Annotated in this window: 14 protein-coding genes; 7 read left to right on the top strand and 7 right to left on the bottom strand. The window is 64.7% G+C overall.

The features are described 5' to 3' along the window. Positions 1 to 114 precede the first annotated feature (114 nt). The 4 genes from H8A95_RS00980 to H8A95_RS00965 form a co-directional block, all read right to left on the bottom strand. Positions 115 to 912 carry an enoyl-CoA hydratase/isomerase family protein gene (locus H8A95_RS00980; RefSeq protein WP_229181379.1) on the bottom strand — a complete coding sequence of 266 codons (798 nt, stop codon included), beginning with the start codon at positions 910 to 912 and terminating at the stop codon, positions 115 to 117. Between the two features lie 48 nt (positions 913 to 960). Further along, on the bottom strand, positions 961 to 2157 hold the full coding sequence (locus H8A95_RS00975) for a pyridoxal-phosphate-dependent aminotransferase family protein (protein WP_229181378.1): 1197 nt from the start codon (positions 2155 to 2157) through the stop codon (positions 961 to 963). A 129-nt stretch (positions 2158 to 2286) separates the two neighbouring features. Next, positions 2287 to 3570 (bottom strand): MFS transporter, encoded by a 1284-nt coding sequence (locus H8A95_RS00970; protein WP_229181377.1) that lies wholly within the window; start codon positions 3568 to 3570, stop codon positions 2287 to 2289. Positions 3571 to 3616: 46 nt separating this feature from the next. After that, entirely contained in the window at positions 3617 to 4816 is a 1200-nt protein-coding gene (locus H8A95_RS00965) for a pyridoxal-phosphate-dependent aminotransferase family protein (RefSeq protein WP_229181376.1), read from the bottom strand. 132 nt (positions 4817 to 4948) lie between these two features. Between H8A95_RS00965 and H8A95_RS00960 the strand changes: the two genes are divergently transcribed. The 3 genes from H8A95_RS00960 to H8A95_RS00950 all read left to right on the top strand — a co-directional run bounded on the left by H8A95_RS00960 (position 4949) and on the right by H8A95_RS00950 (position 9235). Beyond that, positions 4949 to 5701 carry a GntR family transcriptional regulator gene (locus H8A95_RS00960; protein ID WP_229181375.1) on the top strand — a complete coding sequence of 251 codons (753 nt, stop codon included), beginning with the start codon at positions 4949 to 4951 and terminating at the stop codon, positions 5699 to 5701. Positions 5702 to 5835: 134 nt separating this feature from the next. Next, complete coding sequence (locus H8A95_RS00955; RefSeq protein ID WP_229181374.1) at positions 5836 to 8814, top strand: FAD-binding and (Fe-S)-binding domain-containing protein; 2979 nt, start codon at positions 5836 to 5838, stop codon at positions 8812 to 8814. After that, on the top strand, positions 8807 to 9235 hold the full coding sequence (locus tag H8A95_RS00950; protein ID WP_229181373.1) for a GlcG/HbpS family heme-binding protein: 429 nt from the start codon (positions 8807 to 8809) through the stop codon (positions 9233 to 9235). The genes H8A95_RS00955 and H8A95_RS00950 overlap by 8 nt, the downstream gene beginning before the upstream one ends. Before the next feature lie 276 nt (positions 9236 to 9511). Here the strand turns inward: H8A95_RS00950 and H8A95_RS00945 are convergent, their stop codons facing one another. From H8A95_RS00945 to H8A95_RS00935, 3 genes are all read right to left on the bottom strand, one after another. Continuing rightward, on the bottom strand, positions 9512 to 10291 hold the full coding sequence (locus H8A95_RS00945; protein ID WP_229181372.1) for an enoyl-CoA hydratase/isomerase family protein: 780 nt from the start codon (positions 10289 to 10291) through the stop codon (positions 9512 to 9514). Positions 10292 to 10369: 78 nt separating this feature from the next. After that, positions 10370 to 12469: a molybdopterin oxidoreductase family protein gene (locus H8A95_RS00940; protein ID WP_229181371.1), complete on the bottom strand. Its 2100-nt coding sequence runs from the start codon at positions 12467 to 12469 to the stop codon at positions 10370 to 10372. 124 nt (positions 12470 to 12593) lie between these two features. Continuing rightward, the gene (locus H8A95_RS00935; protein ID WP_229181370.1) at positions 12594 to 13103 is read right to left on the bottom strand and encodes an ABC transporter substrate-binding protein; all 510 of its coding nucleotides are present in this window, start codon (positions 13101 to 13103) and stop codon (positions 12594 to 12596) included. 2 nt (positions 13104 to 13105) lie between these two features. Between H8A95_RS00935 and H8A95_RS00930 the strand changes: the two genes are divergently transcribed. The 4 genes from H8A95_RS00930 (at position 13106) to H8A95_RS00915 (ending at position 16719) form a co-directional block, all read left to right on the top strand. Beyond that, entirely contained in the window at positions 13106 to 14080 is a 975-nt protein-coding gene (locus H8A95_RS00930; RefSeq protein ID WP_229181369.1) for a tripartite tricarboxylate transporter substrate binding protein, read from the top strand. 37 nt (positions 14081 to 14117) lie between these two features. After that, a complete protein-coding gene (locus H8A95_RS00925; RefSeq protein ID WP_229181368.1) occupies positions 14118 to 14819 on the top strand; it encodes a molybdate ABC transporter substrate-binding protein in 702 nt (233 codons plus the stop codon). An 83-nt stretch (positions 14820 to 14902) separates the two neighbouring features. Next, complete coding sequence (locus H8A95_RS00920; RefSeq protein ID WP_229181367.1) at positions 14903 to 15646, top strand: GntR family transcriptional regulator; 744 nt, start codon at positions 14903 to 14905, stop codon at positions 15644 to 15646. A gap of 41 nt (positions 15647 to 15687) precedes the next feature. Further along, complete coding sequence (locus tag H8A95_RS00915) at positions 15688 to 16719, top strand: TRAP transporter substrate-binding protein (RefSeq protein WP_229181366.1); 1032 nt, start codon at positions 15688 to 15690, stop codon at positions 16717 to 16719. The last annotated feature ends 2 nt before the right edge of the window (positions 16720 to 16721 follow it).

Genomic DNA, 16721 nt, shown 5'->3' with positions numbered 1-16721 from the left:
CTGTCATCGGGCGGCGCTTCGCGCCGACCCGTTGGCTTGCCCGGGACGACACCGAATTTGTGAAAGCGATCCGCGACGCACGCAGCCCTGCGCGTCCCAAGCCTCTCGCCGCCGTTACTTGCCCTTGAAGTTCGGCGCGCGCTTGTTGAGGAACGCGTCCATGCCCTCGCGGAAATCGTCGCTCATATAGGCGCGCAGGATCAGATCCTCGCCTTCCTCGCGCGACAGCGTACGGCGAATGCGGCGCACCGCTTCCTTGGTCACCTCGAGTGTGATCGGCGCATGGCCGGCGACAAGCTTGGCGGTCTCGGTGGCGCGGCGCTGCAAGGTCTCGACGTCGGGCACGACTTCGTTCAACAGCCCGAGCGCGAGCGCTTCCGGCGCCTCGACGAGGCGCGCCTTGAAGATCAGATCCTTGGTCCGCGCCGGACCGATCAGCGAGACCAGCCGCGAGATGTTGGACATCGAGAGGCAGTTGCCGAGCGTGCGCGCGATCGGGAAGCCGATCCGCGTCGCCTCGGTGCCGATGCGGATATCGCAGCATGCGGCGATGCCTGCGCCGCCGCCGGTGCACGCGCCGGCGATCGCCGCGATCACAGGCACGCGGCACTGCTCGAGTGTTCCCAGCACGCGGTCGATCCGCGCCTCATAGTCCAGTGCATCCTGCGCGGTCTTGAACGCGCGGAACTGTGAGATGTCGGTGCCGGAAGCGAACGCCTTGTCGCCGGCGCCGGTCATGATCAGCGCCTTGATCGAGTGATCCTGATTGATGTTCTCGCAGATCGAGGCCATCTGCTCATACATCGCAAAGGTCAGCGCATTGCGAGCCTGCGGCCGGTTGAACGTGATGCGCGCGATCCCGTCCTCGACGGAATAGATCAGGTCTTCAGTCGGTGCGACGGGCGCGTTCATGTCTCGCTCTTTCTGTTCTTTGTGATTCGATTTCAGGCGACGGCCTTTTTAAGCAACGGCCTTGGAGGCCTGCGCGGCGTCGCGGCCCTTCAGGACTTCCATCGCCGCCAGCACGCCGCCGCCACGATGCGGCACCTTGGCCAGATCGAGGCCCATCTCGACACCGGACAGCGTGCCCATCAGCATCAGATCGTTGAAGTGACCGATATGTCCGATCCGGAACACCTTGCCCTTGACCTTGTTGAGGCCGGTGCCGAGCGACATGTCGAAATTCTCGAGCACGACCTTGCGGAAGTGGTCGGCATCGTGGCCGTCAGGCACCCGCACCGCGGTCAACGCCGGCGAATGCGCGCCCTGTTCCTGACACTGCGTCTCCAAACCCCAGACCTTGATGGCGGCACGGGTCGCTTCGCTGTGGCGCTTGTGGCGGGCGAAGACGTTGTCCAGCCCTTCCTCTTCCAGCATCTTCACCGCCTCGCGCAGGCCGAACAGCAGGTTGGTCGCGGGCGTGTACGGCCAGGTGCCGGCCTTGTTGATGTTGATGACCTCCTGCCAGTCCCAATAGGAGCGCATGCCCGGATTGGCCTTGGCCACCGCCAGCGCCTTCTCCGACACGGCGTTGAAGCCGAGGCCGGGCGGCAGCATCAGACCCTTCTGGGAGCCCGCGATCGAGACGTCGATGCCCCAGGCATCATGCTCATATTCGAGCGAGCCGAGGCCCGAGATGGTGTCGACCATCAGCAGCGCCGGATGCTTGAGGGTGTCGAGGATCTTGCGGACGTCGCGCGGATAGGTGACGCAGGCGGTCGAGGTCTCGTTATGGACCACGCAGACGGCCTTGATCTTGTGCGCCTTGTCGGCAGACAGCCTGGCCTCGATCTGCTCGAGGTCGGCGCCGTGGCGCCAGTCGCCCGGAATGAAGTCGACGTCGAGCTTGAACTTGTCGGCGATGCCATGCCACAGCATGGCGAACTGCCCGGTCTCGCACATCAAAACCTTGTCGCCGGGCTGCAGCGTGTTGACGATCGCAGCTTCCCAGGCGCCGGTCCCCGACGAGGGATAGATGATCACGGGCTGCTTGGTGCGGAACACACGCTGCATCGACGACATCACGGCAAAGCCGATCTCGGCGAATTCGGCACCGCGATGGTCCATGGTCGGCATGTCCATCGCCCGCAGCACCCGGTCCGGCACGTTGGTCGGTCCCGGAATCTGCAGAAAATGCCTTCCAGTATGCACGGTCATGAGCGTCTTTCCCGGTCTTGCCTTGGTCTTGGTAAGCCGCTCGCATATCACTATTCGCAGGCTTTGTCCTCGGCCCGGCGGGGGGCCGTCATGCATATCTGACGGCGCTCCGAGCGAGCCGACAGCCGCTCATTCGGCGGCCACCACCTTGCCCGGGGCTACCGGTTCGCTCGCCTCCTCGAACGGCCGCTCGGGGTGCATCAGGAACGCCGAGAAGCCGCCGAGCAGCAGCAGGCCCATCGACATCAGAAACGGCAGGTACCAGTTCCCGGTGGCGTCGATGACGAAGCCGGCGACCAGCGGAGAGACGATGGCCGCGAAAGCCGAGCCGGTGTTCATGATCCCCGCAGCGGTGCCGGAATATTTTGGTGCGATGTCCATCGGGATCGACCACATCGGGCCGATCACGAGCTCGGCGCAGAAGAAGCCGGCCGACAGGCAGAGCGCGACCACCGTGATGTCGTGAACGAACAGGATCGGCATCAGCGACAGCAGCGCGCCCGCGAATCCCACGACCGTCACGCTGAGCCGCGCCAGACGCACATTGCCTGATCGTTCCAGGATGCGGTCGGAGATCACGCCGCCGATGCTGTCGCCGATCACCCCGGCGAAGAACACGCCGGATGCGAACAGCGCCGAGTTCTTCAGATCGAGGCTGTAGTTGTTCTTGAAGAACAGCGGCAGCCAGTTGAGGTAGAGCCACAGGCACCAGCCGTAGCAGAAATAGGTCAGCGTCACCGGCCACATTCGCTGCAACAGCGGTCCCCACGGCACCTTCGGCCGCTCGCCTTTCGGCCGCGGCGGCAATGTCGCGAGTTCGGCGGCGGTGATCGAGCGATGGTCCCGCGGCTCGTTGCGGAAGTACCAGACCCACACGACACCCCAGATGAGGCTGACGATGCCGAGCACGACGAATGCGCCGCGCCATGTCAACCAGAGGATCAGGAGCGCGACGACGGGCGGGGTGATGGCATTGCCGAGCCGCGCGAACGAATGCGTCAGACCTTGCGCGAAGCCGCGGCGGTTGGCCGGCGTCCAATACTGCATGGCGCGCGTCGCGGTCGGGAACGTCGCGCCTTCGCCGAACCCCAGCGCGAAGCGCGCGACGAACAGCGCAGCAAGGCCATCGACAAAGCCGGTCATGACGGTTGCCGCGGCCCAGATCATGCCGCACCAGAACAGGGTCTGGCGTGGCCCGAAGCGATCGCCGACCCAGCCGCCGATCACCTGGAACAGCAGATAGGGATAGGCGAAGGCCGAGAACACCAGGCCGAGCTGGGTGTTGGATAGACCAAGCTCCTTCTGGATGTCGCCGGCGGCGGTGCCGATGTTCACCCGGTCGACATAGGTGATGAAATACATCACGCAGAGCATGGCCAACACGACATGGGTGGCCTTGAACCGAAGCCTCATATCCCCCTCCCTGATCTGCGTTTCTGTTTGTCTTGTGGGTGAGCGGCTAGGTGCCGACCACCTTCAGATGCGACGCGTTGCGCTGGTCGCGCTGCTCCAGCAGCCGCATGGCGGCCTCGACACCGCCCGAGCGATGCGGCACGCCGGCGACCGACAGCCCCATCTCGACACCGGTGAGCGCGCCCAGCAGCGTCAGCTCGTTGCACTCGCCGAGATGACCGATGCGGAACACCTTGCCGGCGACCTTCGACAGGCCGGCCCCGAGCGACATGTTGAAATTGTCGAGCACGACCTGGCGATACTGATCCGCGTCATGGCCGGGCGGCATCAACACCGCGGTCAGCACCGGCGAGAACTCCGAGGGCTCCTGGCACAGCACTTCGAGCCCCCATTGATTGACGGCGGCGCGCGTGGCGGCGGCCAGCCGCTGATGGCGGGCGAACACCTTGTCGAGCCCCTCCTCCAGCAGCATCGCGATCGCTTCGCGCAGCCCGTAGAGCAGGTTCGTCGCCGGCGTATAGGGGAAGAAGCCCTTGGCGTTCGGCTTCAGCATCTCCTCCCAATCGAAATAGGAGCGCGGCATCTTGTTGCTGCGCGACGCGGCGCGGGCCTTTTCCGAGATGGCGTTGAAGCCGAGGCCGGGCGGCAGCATGAAGCCCTTCTGGGAGCAGCTGACGCTGACATCGACCTTCCACTCGTCGTGCCGGTAATCGACCGAGCCCAGCGAGGAAATCGTATCGACCATCAACAGCGCCGGATGTGAGGTGCGGTCGATGGCGGCACGGATGTCACCGATCCGGCTGGTCGCGCCGGTCGAGGTCTCATTGTGGACGACCATCACCGCCTTGATGCTATGCGCGGTGTCGGCTGCGAGCTTGGCCTCGATCTGGGCGGGGTCGGCGCCGCGGCGCCAGTCGCCGGGAATGAAGTCGACCTCGATGCCGAAACGGCCGGCCAGCTGCCGCCACAGCGTGGCGAAGTGACCGGTCTCGACCATCAGGACCTTGTCGCCGGGCGACAGCGTGTTGACGATCGCGGCTTCCCAGGCGCCGGTCCCCGACGACGGGAAGATCACCACCGAGCCTTTGGTCTGGAATATCCTGGCGCTGCCCTCCAGCACCGTCCGGCCAAGCGCGGCGAACTCCGCGCTGCGGTGGTCGATGACCGGCATGTCCATCGCGCGAAGAATGCGATCCGGGACCGGGCTCGGCCCTGGAATCTGTAGAAAATGGCGCCCTTGATGCATGAGAACCTCCCTATCGCCGGATTTTGACCCTTCGAGAACCTATTTTGCATTCATTTCTTGAATTTTCAATCCAATTTTGGTATTCGATTGAGAACATCGACGCGACCGCATCGACAAACTATTGTTCAGAATATGAAATCTGCGATTCCCGAAACCGGGGTTCCGATCACCCAACCGGCCGCCGGCAACGGCAGCGATCGCCAGGAAGCCTCGCTTCACGGCGAGGTGCTGCTGCGCCTCCGCGACTACGTGGTGGAAGGCAACATTCCCGAGGGCGCCCGCGTTCCGGAACGGCAGCTCTGTGAAATGCTGGGGATCTCCAGGACGCCGCTCCGCGAGGCGCTCAAGGTGCTGGCCGCCGAAGGCCTGATCGAGCTGCTGCCCAATCGCGGCGCGCGGGTGCGCCAGCTCAGCCAGCGCGACCTCGAGGAATTGTTCGACGTGATGGCCGGGCTGGAGAGCCTCGCCGGACGACTGGCCTGCGAGCTGATCACCGACGAGGAAATCGCCGCGATCGAACGGTTGCATTACGAGATGTACGGCCACTATCTGCACCGCGACATGCACGGCTATTTCCAGATCAATCAGCAGATCCACGAGAGCATCGTCGCGGCCGCGCGCAACGAGACGCTGAAGACGACCTACGCCAATTTCGCGGGTCGGATCCGGCGCGTGCGCTATTCTGCCAATTTCGCCCGCAAGCGGCAGCGCTGGGGCGAGGCGATGCGCGAGCACGAGGCGATCCTCGATGCGCTGCGCCGCCGCGCAGCAAGCGAGCTCAGTGACATCCTGTTCCAGCACCTGCGCAACAAGCGATCCGCCGCGATCGATCACCTCGCTGAAGGCCGGGACGCCGGCCTGGAAACGGCGCCTCAGGGCGACTAATGGATGGGCCCGAGGGTCGCGATCGGATCGCGATCCTTGCTCATTTTGAATTCATAATGTAATTCTCAAATCGAGAGAATGCATAATCCATGAGCAGGCGCCCGCGTCGCGTCGTGGATCACATCGGATCTGGGATGAAGAACGCCTCATCGCTCGAACAGCGCCTGCGGTCCGAACTGACCGGCGACGTCTTCTTCGATGCCTTCAACCGCGGCCGCTACGCGACCGATGCCTCGTTCTACCAGATCATGCCGGCCGGCGTGGTGGTGCCGCGCACCGTCGATGAGGCACTGCGGACGCTTTCGATCGTGCGCGACGCCGGGCGGATCGTGACCCCGCGCGGCGGCGGCACCTCGCAATGCGGCCAGACCGTCAATGACGGCATCGTGGTCGATCTCTCCAAGCACCTGAACCGGATCGTCTCGCTCGACGTCGAGAATCGCACGTGCGTGGTCGAGCCGGGCATCGTGCTCGACGACCTCAACCGCCAACTGAAGAAGCACGGGCTGTGGTTTCCGGTCGATGTCTCGACCGCGTCGCGCGCCACCATCGGTGGCATGGCCGGCAACAATTCCTGCGGCGGCCGCTCGCTGCGCTACGGCACGATGCGCGACAACACGCTGGCGATGGATGCCGCGCTCGCCGACGGCACGCTGCTGCATTTCGGCGAGGTGCCGCGCGACCTGACACGGATCAATCCTCCCGACAGCGGATCGAAGCTGTTTCGCGACATGCTCGATCTCGGCGAGCGCGAGGCCGCCGAGATCGCTGATAAATTCCCCAAGGTGCAGCGCCGCGTCGGCGGCTATAACCTCGATGCGCTGGTGCCACGCAACGCGCCGAACAACATGGCGCATCTGCTGGTCGGTTCGGAAGGCACGCTCGCCTTCACGACGCAGGTCGAGCTGAAGCTGTGGCCTGTGATCCGCAACAAGGCGCTCGGCGTCTGCCATTTCGGCAGCTTCTACGAGGCAATGGATGCGGCCCAGCATCTGGTGAAGCTGCGGCCCATTGCCGTTGAGCTGGTCGATCGCACCATGATCGCGCTCGGCCGCGAGATCGCCATGTTCCAGCCGATCATCTCGGCAGCCGTGCGCGGCGATCCGGACGCGATCCTGGTGGTCGAGTTCGCGGAAGAGGACCAGGCCGATAATCTCGCCCGTCTCAGGCAGCTCGGCGAGCTGATGGGCGATCTCGGCTTCGGCTGGGACAAGCCGCAGCGCAAATGGGGCGGCGTGGTCGAGATCGTCGAGCCCGCGCTGCAATCCGGCATCGCCGATTTCCGCGCTGCCGGCCTCAACGTCATGATGTCGATGAAGCAGGAGGGCAAGCCGGTCTCGTTCGTCGAGGATTGCGCGGTACCGTTGCCGCATCTCGCCGACTACACCGAACGGCTCAACGCGGTGTTTGCCAGGCACGGCACCCGCGGCACGATGTATGCGCATGCCTCCGAGGGCTGCCTGCATGTGCGCCCGGTGCTCAATCTCAAGCTCGAGAAGGACGTCAAGGCAATGCGCGCCATTGCCGAGGAAGCCTTCGCCATGGTGCGCGAATACAAGGGCTCGCATTCCGGCGAGCATGGCGACGGCCTGGTGCGCTCGGAATTCCACGAGACCATGTTCGGTAAGCGCATCGTCGCCGATTTCCGCGAGGTCAAGCAGCGCTTCGACCCGACCAACACGCTCAACCCGGGCAAGATCGTCGATCCGCCCAGGATGGACGACCGATCGCTGTTTCGATTTTCGCCGGATTATCGCGTCGGCGAGTTGAAGACGGCGCTCGACTGGTCGGCCTATCCCGGCGCCGGCGGCGGTTTCCAGGGCGCGGTCGAGATGTGCAACAACAACGGCGCTTGCCGCAAGCTCGAAGGCGGCGTGATGTGCCCGTCCTATCGTGCGACACGCAATGAAAAGGACGTCACCCGCGGTCGCGCCAACACGCTGCGGCTCGCGATCTCGGGCCAGCTCGGGCCGGACGCGCTCGCTTCCGACGAGATGATGGACACGCTGAAACTCTGCGTCTCCTGCAAGGCCTGCCGCCATGAGTGCCCGACCGGCGTCGACATGGCCAAGATGAAGATCGAGGTGCTGGCCGCGCGCGCCGCGACGCATGGCCTGTCGCTGCGCGACCGGCTGGTCGGCTACCTGCCGCGCTATGTCGATCTCGCCTCGCGTTTTGCGCCGATCGCAAACTGGCGCAACCGCAGCCCGCTGCTGCGCGGCCTGTTCGAGACGCTCGCCGGGATCAGCGCCAAGCGCGCACTGCCGGAATTTCGTCGCGACACTTTCCGGCCCGACGCCGAGGTGCTGGGTCCGCCGGACGGACGTGAAGTGGTGCTGTTCGCCGACACGTTCAACCGCGGTTATGAGCGCGAGAATCTCGACGCCGCGGTTGAGGTCCTGATCGCCGGCGGTTATCGCGTGCATCTGCCGAGTCCGTTGGATGGCGTCCGGCCGCCGTGCTGCGGACGCACGTTCCTGTCGGCCGGACTGGTCGAGCAGGCCCGTGCCGAGCTCGACCGGCTGGTTTCGACCTACGCACCGTTCGCGGCGCGCGGCGTGCCGATCATCGGCCTCGAGCCGAGCTGCCTTCTCACGTTGCGCGACGAACTGCTGTCGCTGCGATCGGATGGGGCCGCGAAGTCCGTCAGCGCTCACGCCTTGCTGTTCGAGGAGTTTCTGGTGCGAGAAGCGGAGGCCGGACGCCTCGCCCTCCCGCTTGGCGCGGTCGCCGGAAAAGCGGTCGTGCACGGTCATTGCCACCAAAAATCCTTTGGTGCGTTCAAGCCGGTGGAGAAGGTGCTGCGCCTGGTGCCTGGCCTCGAGGTCAAGACCATCGAGTCGAGTTGCTGCGGCATGGCCGGCGCATTCGGCTATGGCGCGGAGACCTATCAGGCCTCGATCGAGATGGCCGAGCTCTCGCTGCTCCCTGCGGTCCGCAGCGCCGATCAGGACACGCTGATCGTGGCCGACGGCACCTCGTGCCGGCACCAGATCAAGGACGGCAGCGGCCGCACGCCGCTGCATGTCGCCAGCGTATTGGCGATGAGCCTGAAACGTGCGAAATCGAATTCCGACAAATTGTTACCGAAAAAGGAAGAGGCCCATGGCTGAGCTTACTCTCGATACTGCCCGCAAGATTCTGGATGCCGCTCTCGCCAAGGGCGTCGAGAAGAAGCTGAAGCCGCTGGTCGTCACCATCCTCGACGCGCGCGGCGCCGTGAAGGTGACGGCCGCGCAGGACGGCACCAGCCTGATGCGGGCCGAGATCGCCCATGGCAAGGCCTATGGCGCGCTGGCGCTGGGGATGGGATCGCGGGCGCTGTACCAGCGCGCGCAGGAGCAGGCCTATTTCATCGATTCCGTGAACACGCTGGCGCAGGGCCGGCTGGTGCCGGTCCCCGGCGGCGTGCTGATCATGGACGGCTCGACCCTGCTCGGCGCCGTCGGCGTCAGCGGCGACACCTCAGACAATGACGAGACCTGCGCCGTGGCCGGCATCGAAGCCGCCGGCCTGAAGGCCAACGCGGGCTAGAACGCGACCGATTTGGTCGAATGGCCGCGTTCGCGGAGGCTCCTCTCACCCGGAACGCGTCGCGCGATGCGTTCCGACTCTCCCCACAGACGGGCCGGAGCGAGCAAGCACGATTTCGGAATAATGGAAATAGAGCACTGATTTGCCCGACGTGTCAAGCTGTCTTGTCGAACGCCGGCCGCCATAGGCTCCTTTGCATGGGGTTGTTTTCGATATTTTGACAGTGCGCGCCTGCGGCGGCCGCACGCGGGCGAGGTGAAGACGCCCGGTGATGCCTCAGCGTCCGGTCCAGGTCGGCTTGCGCTTCTCACCAAAAGCCTTGAGGCCTTCCTTGGCGTCCTCGGTCATCGCAAGCAGCGCGATCTGGCTTTCGGTGTAGGCGATGCTTTCGTCGAACGACATCGAGGCGATCGCGCGCATCGCGTATTTGCCGCGGCGGATCGCGGTCGGTGACTTGTCGACGATGCGGCCGATCAGCCAATCGACCTTGGCGTCGAGTTCGGCCGCCGGCACCACGTAGTTGAGAAGGCCCGCAGCCTTGGCAGTCGCGGCGTCGAACGGCTCGCCGGTCAGCGCCCATTCGTTGATGAGGCGTGCGGGGGCGATCGATTGCAGCAGGCTCAGCACCTGCATCGGAAACACACCGACCTTCACCTCGGGCAGGCCGAAGATCACGCCATCGGCGGCCACCGCCATGTCGGTCATGCACAGCAGCCCCATGCCGCCGGCCATGCAGACCCCCCCGACCCGCGCGATCGCGGGCTTGGTCGCATTCTGCGACAGCCGCAGCAGATCGGCGTAGTCGACATTCGGACGCGAAAAGTCCATCGAGAACGCCGCGCCGCTGTTCTGCAGATCGGCGCCGGCGCAGAACGCCTTGTCGCCCGCGCCGGTCAGCACGATGACGCGCACGTCCTTGTCGTCATGCGCCTCGCGATAGCCCCGCGCGATGCCCGCGATCACACCGGCATTGAGCGCGTTGCGCTTGTCCGGGCGGTTGATCGTGATCCAGAAGGCCTGCCCGCGCTTCTCGAGAAGAACGCTGTTGTCGGTCATGTTTCCTGCCTGTTTTCTTAGCCGTGCGCTGTTGTCAGTCGACATTTGCGGCAGGATCGGCGCCGACTGCAAGCAGGATTATGCGGCGGCGGGCGCCTTCCTGATCCAGACCTTGTTGTCGTGGAACGCGGCGCCGCCGAGCGGTGCGACGGCCTCCGCGCCGGTCAGCATGTTGATGCCGCGCCCGCCGATATGGGACTTGTTGGGGTGGATCGACTCGGCGATCAGCACGCCGCGGCGGACGCCGTCGAACAGCTTCGCGGTGAGCGTCGTCTCGCCACGCATGTTGCCGAGCGTCACGGCATCGCCGTCGGCGATCGACAGGCCGGCCGCATCGTCGGGATGGATCATCACGGTCGGCACGCCCTCGCGAGCCTGCGACGACGGCGTTTCGTTGAAGCTGGTGTTGAGGAAGCTGCGCGACGGCGACGTCGCGAGCCGGAACGGATGCTGCGCGTCCGCCTCCTCGATGATGGTCCAGTGGTCGGGCAGCGAGGGCATCTTGTCCCATGCACCCATCAGCCCGCCTGAGCCGACCGGGACCTTGCCCCAATCCACCCTGAAGTGGAATTTCTTGTCGGCATGGGCGAAGCCGTCGAGATAATGCGAGGTGCGGAAGTCCGGCTGCAGATCGCGCCAGATATCAGCCTCGAGCGCTTCGATGTTGCCGTGGCCGCTCTTCTTCAGCGTCGCATCGATCAGTTCGCGCGCCGCCATGTCGAAGCCGGGATGCACGGCATTGAGGCGGCGGCCGAGCCCCTGCATCACTTCGTGATTGGAACGGCACTCGCCGGGCGGATCGATCAGCTTCGGGCCGACCGAGATGTGCTGATGACCGCCGCCGTAATAGAGGTCGTCGTGCTCCATGAACATGGTCGCCGGCAGCACGATGTCGGCCATCTGCGCCGTCTCGGTCATGAACTGCTCGTGCACTGCAACGAACAGATCCTCGCGGGCAAAGCCGTGCCGCACCAGCGCCTGCTCGGGCGCCACCGTCATTGGATTGGTGTTCTGGATCAGCATCGCCTTGACCGGCCCGCCGCCGCGCAGCGCTTCGGTATCGCCGGTCAGGATCCGGCCGATCTTCGACTGATCGAGAACCCGCGTGGTGGGATCGATCGCGTCGTGGCCTTCGATGATCGATTCGTCGAAGCGCCAGATCCCGGCATTGTTGAAGAACGCGCCGCCGCCTTCGTATTGCCAGGCGCCGGTCACCGCGGGAATGCAGGTCGCAGCGTGCATCTGCGCCGCACCGTTGCGGCTGCGGGTGAAGCCGTAGCCAAGACGGAAGAACGAGCGCTTGGTGGTCCCGACCAGCCGCGCGAATGCCTCGATCTCCTCGACCGGCACGCCCGAGATCGCCGACGCCCATTCCGGCGTGCGGGTCTTCAGATGCGCTTCCAGCTCATCGGGGCAATCGGTATAGCGCGCCAGATAATCGCGATCGGCAAATCCCTCGCGGAACAGCACGTGCATCACGGCGCAGGCGAAGGCGCCATCGGTCCCCGGCCGCAGCAGGATCTTGATATCGGCCTGCTTCATGGTCTCGTTGTTGTAGACGTCGACCGCCGCGATCTTTGCGCCGCGCTCCTTCCGCGCACGCGATGCATGCGTCATCACGTTGACCTGGGTATTCACCGGATTGGTGCCCCAGATCACGACGAGGTCGGAGACGCCCATCTCGCGCGGGTCGACGCCGGCAATCTTGCCGGTCCCGGCGGCAAAGCCGATGCGCGCGATGGTTGAACAGATCGTGCCGTAGAAGCGCGAATACTTCTTCACATGCGACAGCCGGTTGAGGCCGTCGCGCATCACGAGCCCCATGGTGCCCGCGTAGTAATAGGGCCAGACCGACTCGGCGCCGAACTCGCGTTCCGCGGCGTCGAAACGCGCCGCGATCTCGTCCAGCGCCTCGTCCCATGAGATCCGCGCGAACTGGCCGGAGCCCTTCGGCCCGGTCCGGCGCAGCGGATGCATCAGCCGCTCCGCATGATGAATTCGCTCGGCGTAGCGCGCGACCTTGGCGCAGACCACGCCGGCCGTATAGGTCTGTTGCTTGGAGCCGCGGACCCTGCCGATCGAGCGTCCGTCGATCACCTCGACGTCGAGCGCACATGCCGAGGGGCAATCGTGCGGACAGGTTGAATGACGAATATCGACCTTGGCATGCTGGTTCATGCCAAATTGGTAACATCAAATATCCCCTCCGCCGAGGGGCATTATTGCCCCAGTCCGGGCGAAAACCGTGCATGAGCCATGCGGCAAGCGCCGAGACCGGAATGCTAACCGCCCGCCCCGACGATTAAACGCGGAAGATGCGGGTGTAGCGCGCCTTGATCGATTCCCCTTCCCGCTCCACCGCCACGGGATCGTCCTTCATCGTCTTGATGTCCTTCAGCGGCTTGCGCCCGGCCTTCTCCTGGGCCTGCGCGTGGACGGACCTGAGGCCACCGATCTCGACATTGAGCTGCTGCCCTTCGCGTCCGAGCGCGAACGACTGAAACAGCCTGGCAGCATTCGGATGCGGACAATCCTTGAAGATCCCATTCGGGCCAACAATGATCGGCGACCCCTCGGTGGCGTAGACCGGCTCGACCGGGCGGCCCATCTCCTTCATCTGAAAGATGTTGTACTCGTTGCCGTCGGCCATCACCGCGCGCTCGCCGAGATCGAGCTTCTTCGGCGGATCGGTCGAGGACTGCACCTGCATGATGTTCTGCCTGGCGAGCTGCTCGAAAAAGGTCCAGCCGAGATCGCGCTGCATCTGATAGGTCGCGGTCATGATGGTGCCACTGTAGCCCGGATGCGCCATCAATGGCGGGCTTGCGGTACGCCTTGGTGTTTGTCGCTGTGTTGCTGATCGTATCGATATCATCCTCACACGCGGATGCCGAAGACTATCCCGCGCGACCGGTCAGGATCATCGTTCCCTTCGGTCCCGGCGGTCCGGCCGATGTCGTCGCGCGACAGATCGGCAACATCTTGCAGGAAGGCCTCGGCCAGCCCTTCGTGGTCGAGAACCGCACGGGTGCGGGCGGCGTGATCGGCACGCTCGAGGTCGCCAAGGCACCGGCCGATGGCTACACGCTTCTGATGATGTCGAACACCCAGACCGCAAATGAATCGCTGGTGCCGCAACGCAAATATGAGCTGATGCAGGACCTGACGCCGATCGCGCCCCTGAACTCCTCGGATCTCGTGATCGCGGTCCACCCCGACGTGCCGGCAAAGACCCTGCAGGAATTCATCGCCCTTGCCAAAGCCCAACCCGGGAAGCTGAACTATGCCTCGTCAGGTCAGGGCACGCCCTACCACATGGCCGGCGAATTGTTCAAAGCCACGGCCGGGATCGACCTCGTGCACGTGCCCTATCGCAACAGCGGCGAGGCCCGCAGCGGCATCATCGGCGGCCAGGTCCAGATGATGATCGATGCGGTTCCGGCGATGGCACCGAATGTCGGCGAAAGCCAGGTGCGCGCGCTCGCAACAACCGGCAAGACACGTTCCGCGGTCCTGCCCAATGTTCCGACTGTGGCGGAGGCAGGCGTTTCCGGATACGAGGCGACGATCTGGCTCGGCCTGATGGCCCCGGCGGGTACGCCTAAGCCGATCATCGACAAGCTCAACACAGCCGTGAACGCCGCAATCAGGCGGCCGGATGTCGAGAAGCTGTGGGCCGCGCAGGGCGCGGTGCCGATGACAATGACGCCGGAGGCGTTCGACCAATTCCTGCGCGCCGATATCGTGAAGTGGGCAGATGTCGTCAGGCGGCTGGACAAAGCCCAATAAGCAAGCTGCGGCAAGATGTGGCGATGGAACTGCGGACATGAAGACGTTGAACATCTTGAGTGGCGGCGCGGCGCAAGGCCTGGTGCGTAGCCTGGAGCCGGCGTTCAAGACCGAAACCGACCTCGGCATTGCCGGCGATTTCGGCGCGGTCGGCGCCATGGCCGACAGGCTGCGCGCCGGCGTTCCGACCGACATCGTCATCCTGACCGCCGCCCTGATCGCGCAGCTTGCCGACGAAGGACTGGTTGTGCGGTCGTCGATCACCGACATCGGTCGCGTTGAAACTGCTCTTGCAGTTCGTGCCGGCGATCCATTGGTCAGCGCCAACAACGCGATCAGCCTGCGCGCGGCGCTGCTCGCGACGGACGCGATCTTCGTGCCCGATACCAGGGCGTCGACAGCCGGAATTCACGTTGCCAAAGTGCTCGCGCAACTCGACATCGCCGAAATCGTCGCTGACCGGCTGAAAGTCTTTCCGAACGGCGCGACGGCGATGCGGCATCTGGCCGAGTCCCGTGACCGGCGGCCGATCGGCTGCACGCAATCGACCGAGATCATCAGCACCGGAGGCGTCGTGCTGTCGGGCACCTTGCCGCCGGGATGCGGGCTCGCGACCATGTATACGGCCGCCATTCCGACGCACGCAGCAGCTGCATCGCAGGCGCACCGCCTGATCGCGCTGCTGACCTCGGCGAAGACGTCCGAACTACGCAACCAGGCCGGCTTTGTCTCCGGCTGACGCGGACTTCCCGGGACGCGCGCGCTGCTCGTTTGCGTTCCGTGCTGTCATCATATACTAATATATTAGTTTTGGGAGCAACGATGGCCGCCCGCTCGCCGAAAAAGCCGGAGCTCCGCAACCGCGCCGGCCACAGGCGGACGGGCCGTCCGCGGACTGCAACGGCAGCGGCTCGGATCTATGCCGAGCTGCGCGCCGAACTCGTCGCGTTGCAGCGCAAGCCAGGCGACCCGATCCTCGAGACCGAGATCGCACGCGCATATGGCGTCAGCCGGACGCCGGTGCGGGAAGCCATTCTGCGGCTGTCGGACGAAGGCCTGGTCGAGATCTTCCCGCAATCCGGCATCTTCGTATCGCGCATCCCGCTCGCCGCCCTCCCCGAAGCGATCATCGTCCGCCGATCGCTGGAGGAAACCACGACCCGGATGGCAACCGAGCGCGCCAGCGCGAGCCAGATCCTTGGCCTGCGCGCGATTCTCGAACGCCAACGCGAGGCGGAGACGGCCGGGGATCGCGACGCCTTCCATCAGGCCGACGAGGCCTTTCACGCCGCCATCGCTGATGTTGCCGGACACCCCGGCATCTGGAAGCTGATCCTGCAGGTCAAGGTTCACGTCGACCGCTTCCGATGGCTCACCCTGCCGCAGCGCGGACGGATGGCCGAAGTCATCGCCGAGCATGAAGCCGTCATGGCCGCGATCGAGGCACGCGACCCGGCATCTGCCGGGATCGCGATGGCCAGACATCTCGAACGGCTCCTGGCCGACATCTCGGCGACCCAGCGCAACAATCCGGAGTTCTTCGACGAGCAAGGCCAACCGGCATGACCGCGGCCGGACTCCGGCCAGCAGTTTTGGAAGGAAACAACATGAACCGTACGGATCGATCGCAGCACCGCGGCGCCGGGCTCAACCGCCGCGACCTCATCAAGATCGGCGCCGGCCTTGGCGCGATCGCGGCGACCTCAGCGCAGACAGCGGTTGCCCAATCGAAAGCCGTCTTCAAGGCATCCGACGTCCAGCCTCCGGGCTACCCGACCGTGGTCGCGACAGAAAATCTCGGCAAGAAGCTCGCGGCGGCGACCAACGGCCGCCTGTCGCTGCAGATGTTCCCCTCGATGCAGCTCGGCGGTGAGAAGGAAACCATCGAGCAAACCCAGATCGGCGCGATCCAGATGTTGCGCGTCAGCGCGGGCTCGATCGGCCCCATCGTCGACGACATCAACGTCGTCAACATGCCCTTCCTGTTCAAGAACATGGCGCACGCCGAGCGAATGATGGATGGCCCGATCGGCCAGGAGCTGCTGGACAAGATCACCGCGAGCCCCAATGCCGGCCTGGTCGCCCTGTGCTGGATGAATTCAGGAGCGCGCAGCCTCTACAACACCAAGCATTCGATCAAGACGATCGCCGACATCAAGGGCCTCAAGTTCCGCGTCATCGGCAATCCGATCTTCATCGACATGATGAATGCGCTTGGCGGCAACGGCGTCGCGATGGGCTACGATCAGGTGTTCAGCGCGCTGCAGACCGGCGTCATCGACGGCGCCGAGAACAATCCGCCGAGCTATGTCTTCAGCAATCACTACACCGCGGCGAAGCACTTTACGCTCACCGAGCATTTGATCGTGCCCGAGCTGCTGGTGTTCTCGAAACGGGCCTGGTCCGCGCTGTCAGCCGATGACCAGACGCTGATCAGGAAGCTTGCCCGCGACGCGCAGATGGAAGAGCGCGGGCTCTGGAACACCTACGAGCAGCAGGCCATGGACAAAGCGAAAGCGGCCGGGTGCGAGATCATCGAGATCGCCGACAAGGCGCCATTCCAGAACGCGGTCAAGCCGGTGTGGGACAAATATGGCCCGAAATACCAGGACATGATCGGACGTATCCAGTCTGCCTGACA

It is taken from the genome of Bradyrhizobium oropedii (genome assembly GCF_020889685.1).
Taxonomy (GTDB): domain Bacteria; phylum Pseudomonadota; class Alphaproteobacteria; order Rhizobiales; family Xanthobacteraceae; genus Bradyrhizobium; species Bradyrhizobium oropedii.
The sequence above is the reverse complement of the archived record's forward strand: the minus strand, read 5'-3'. Positions and strand labels throughout refer to the sequence as shown.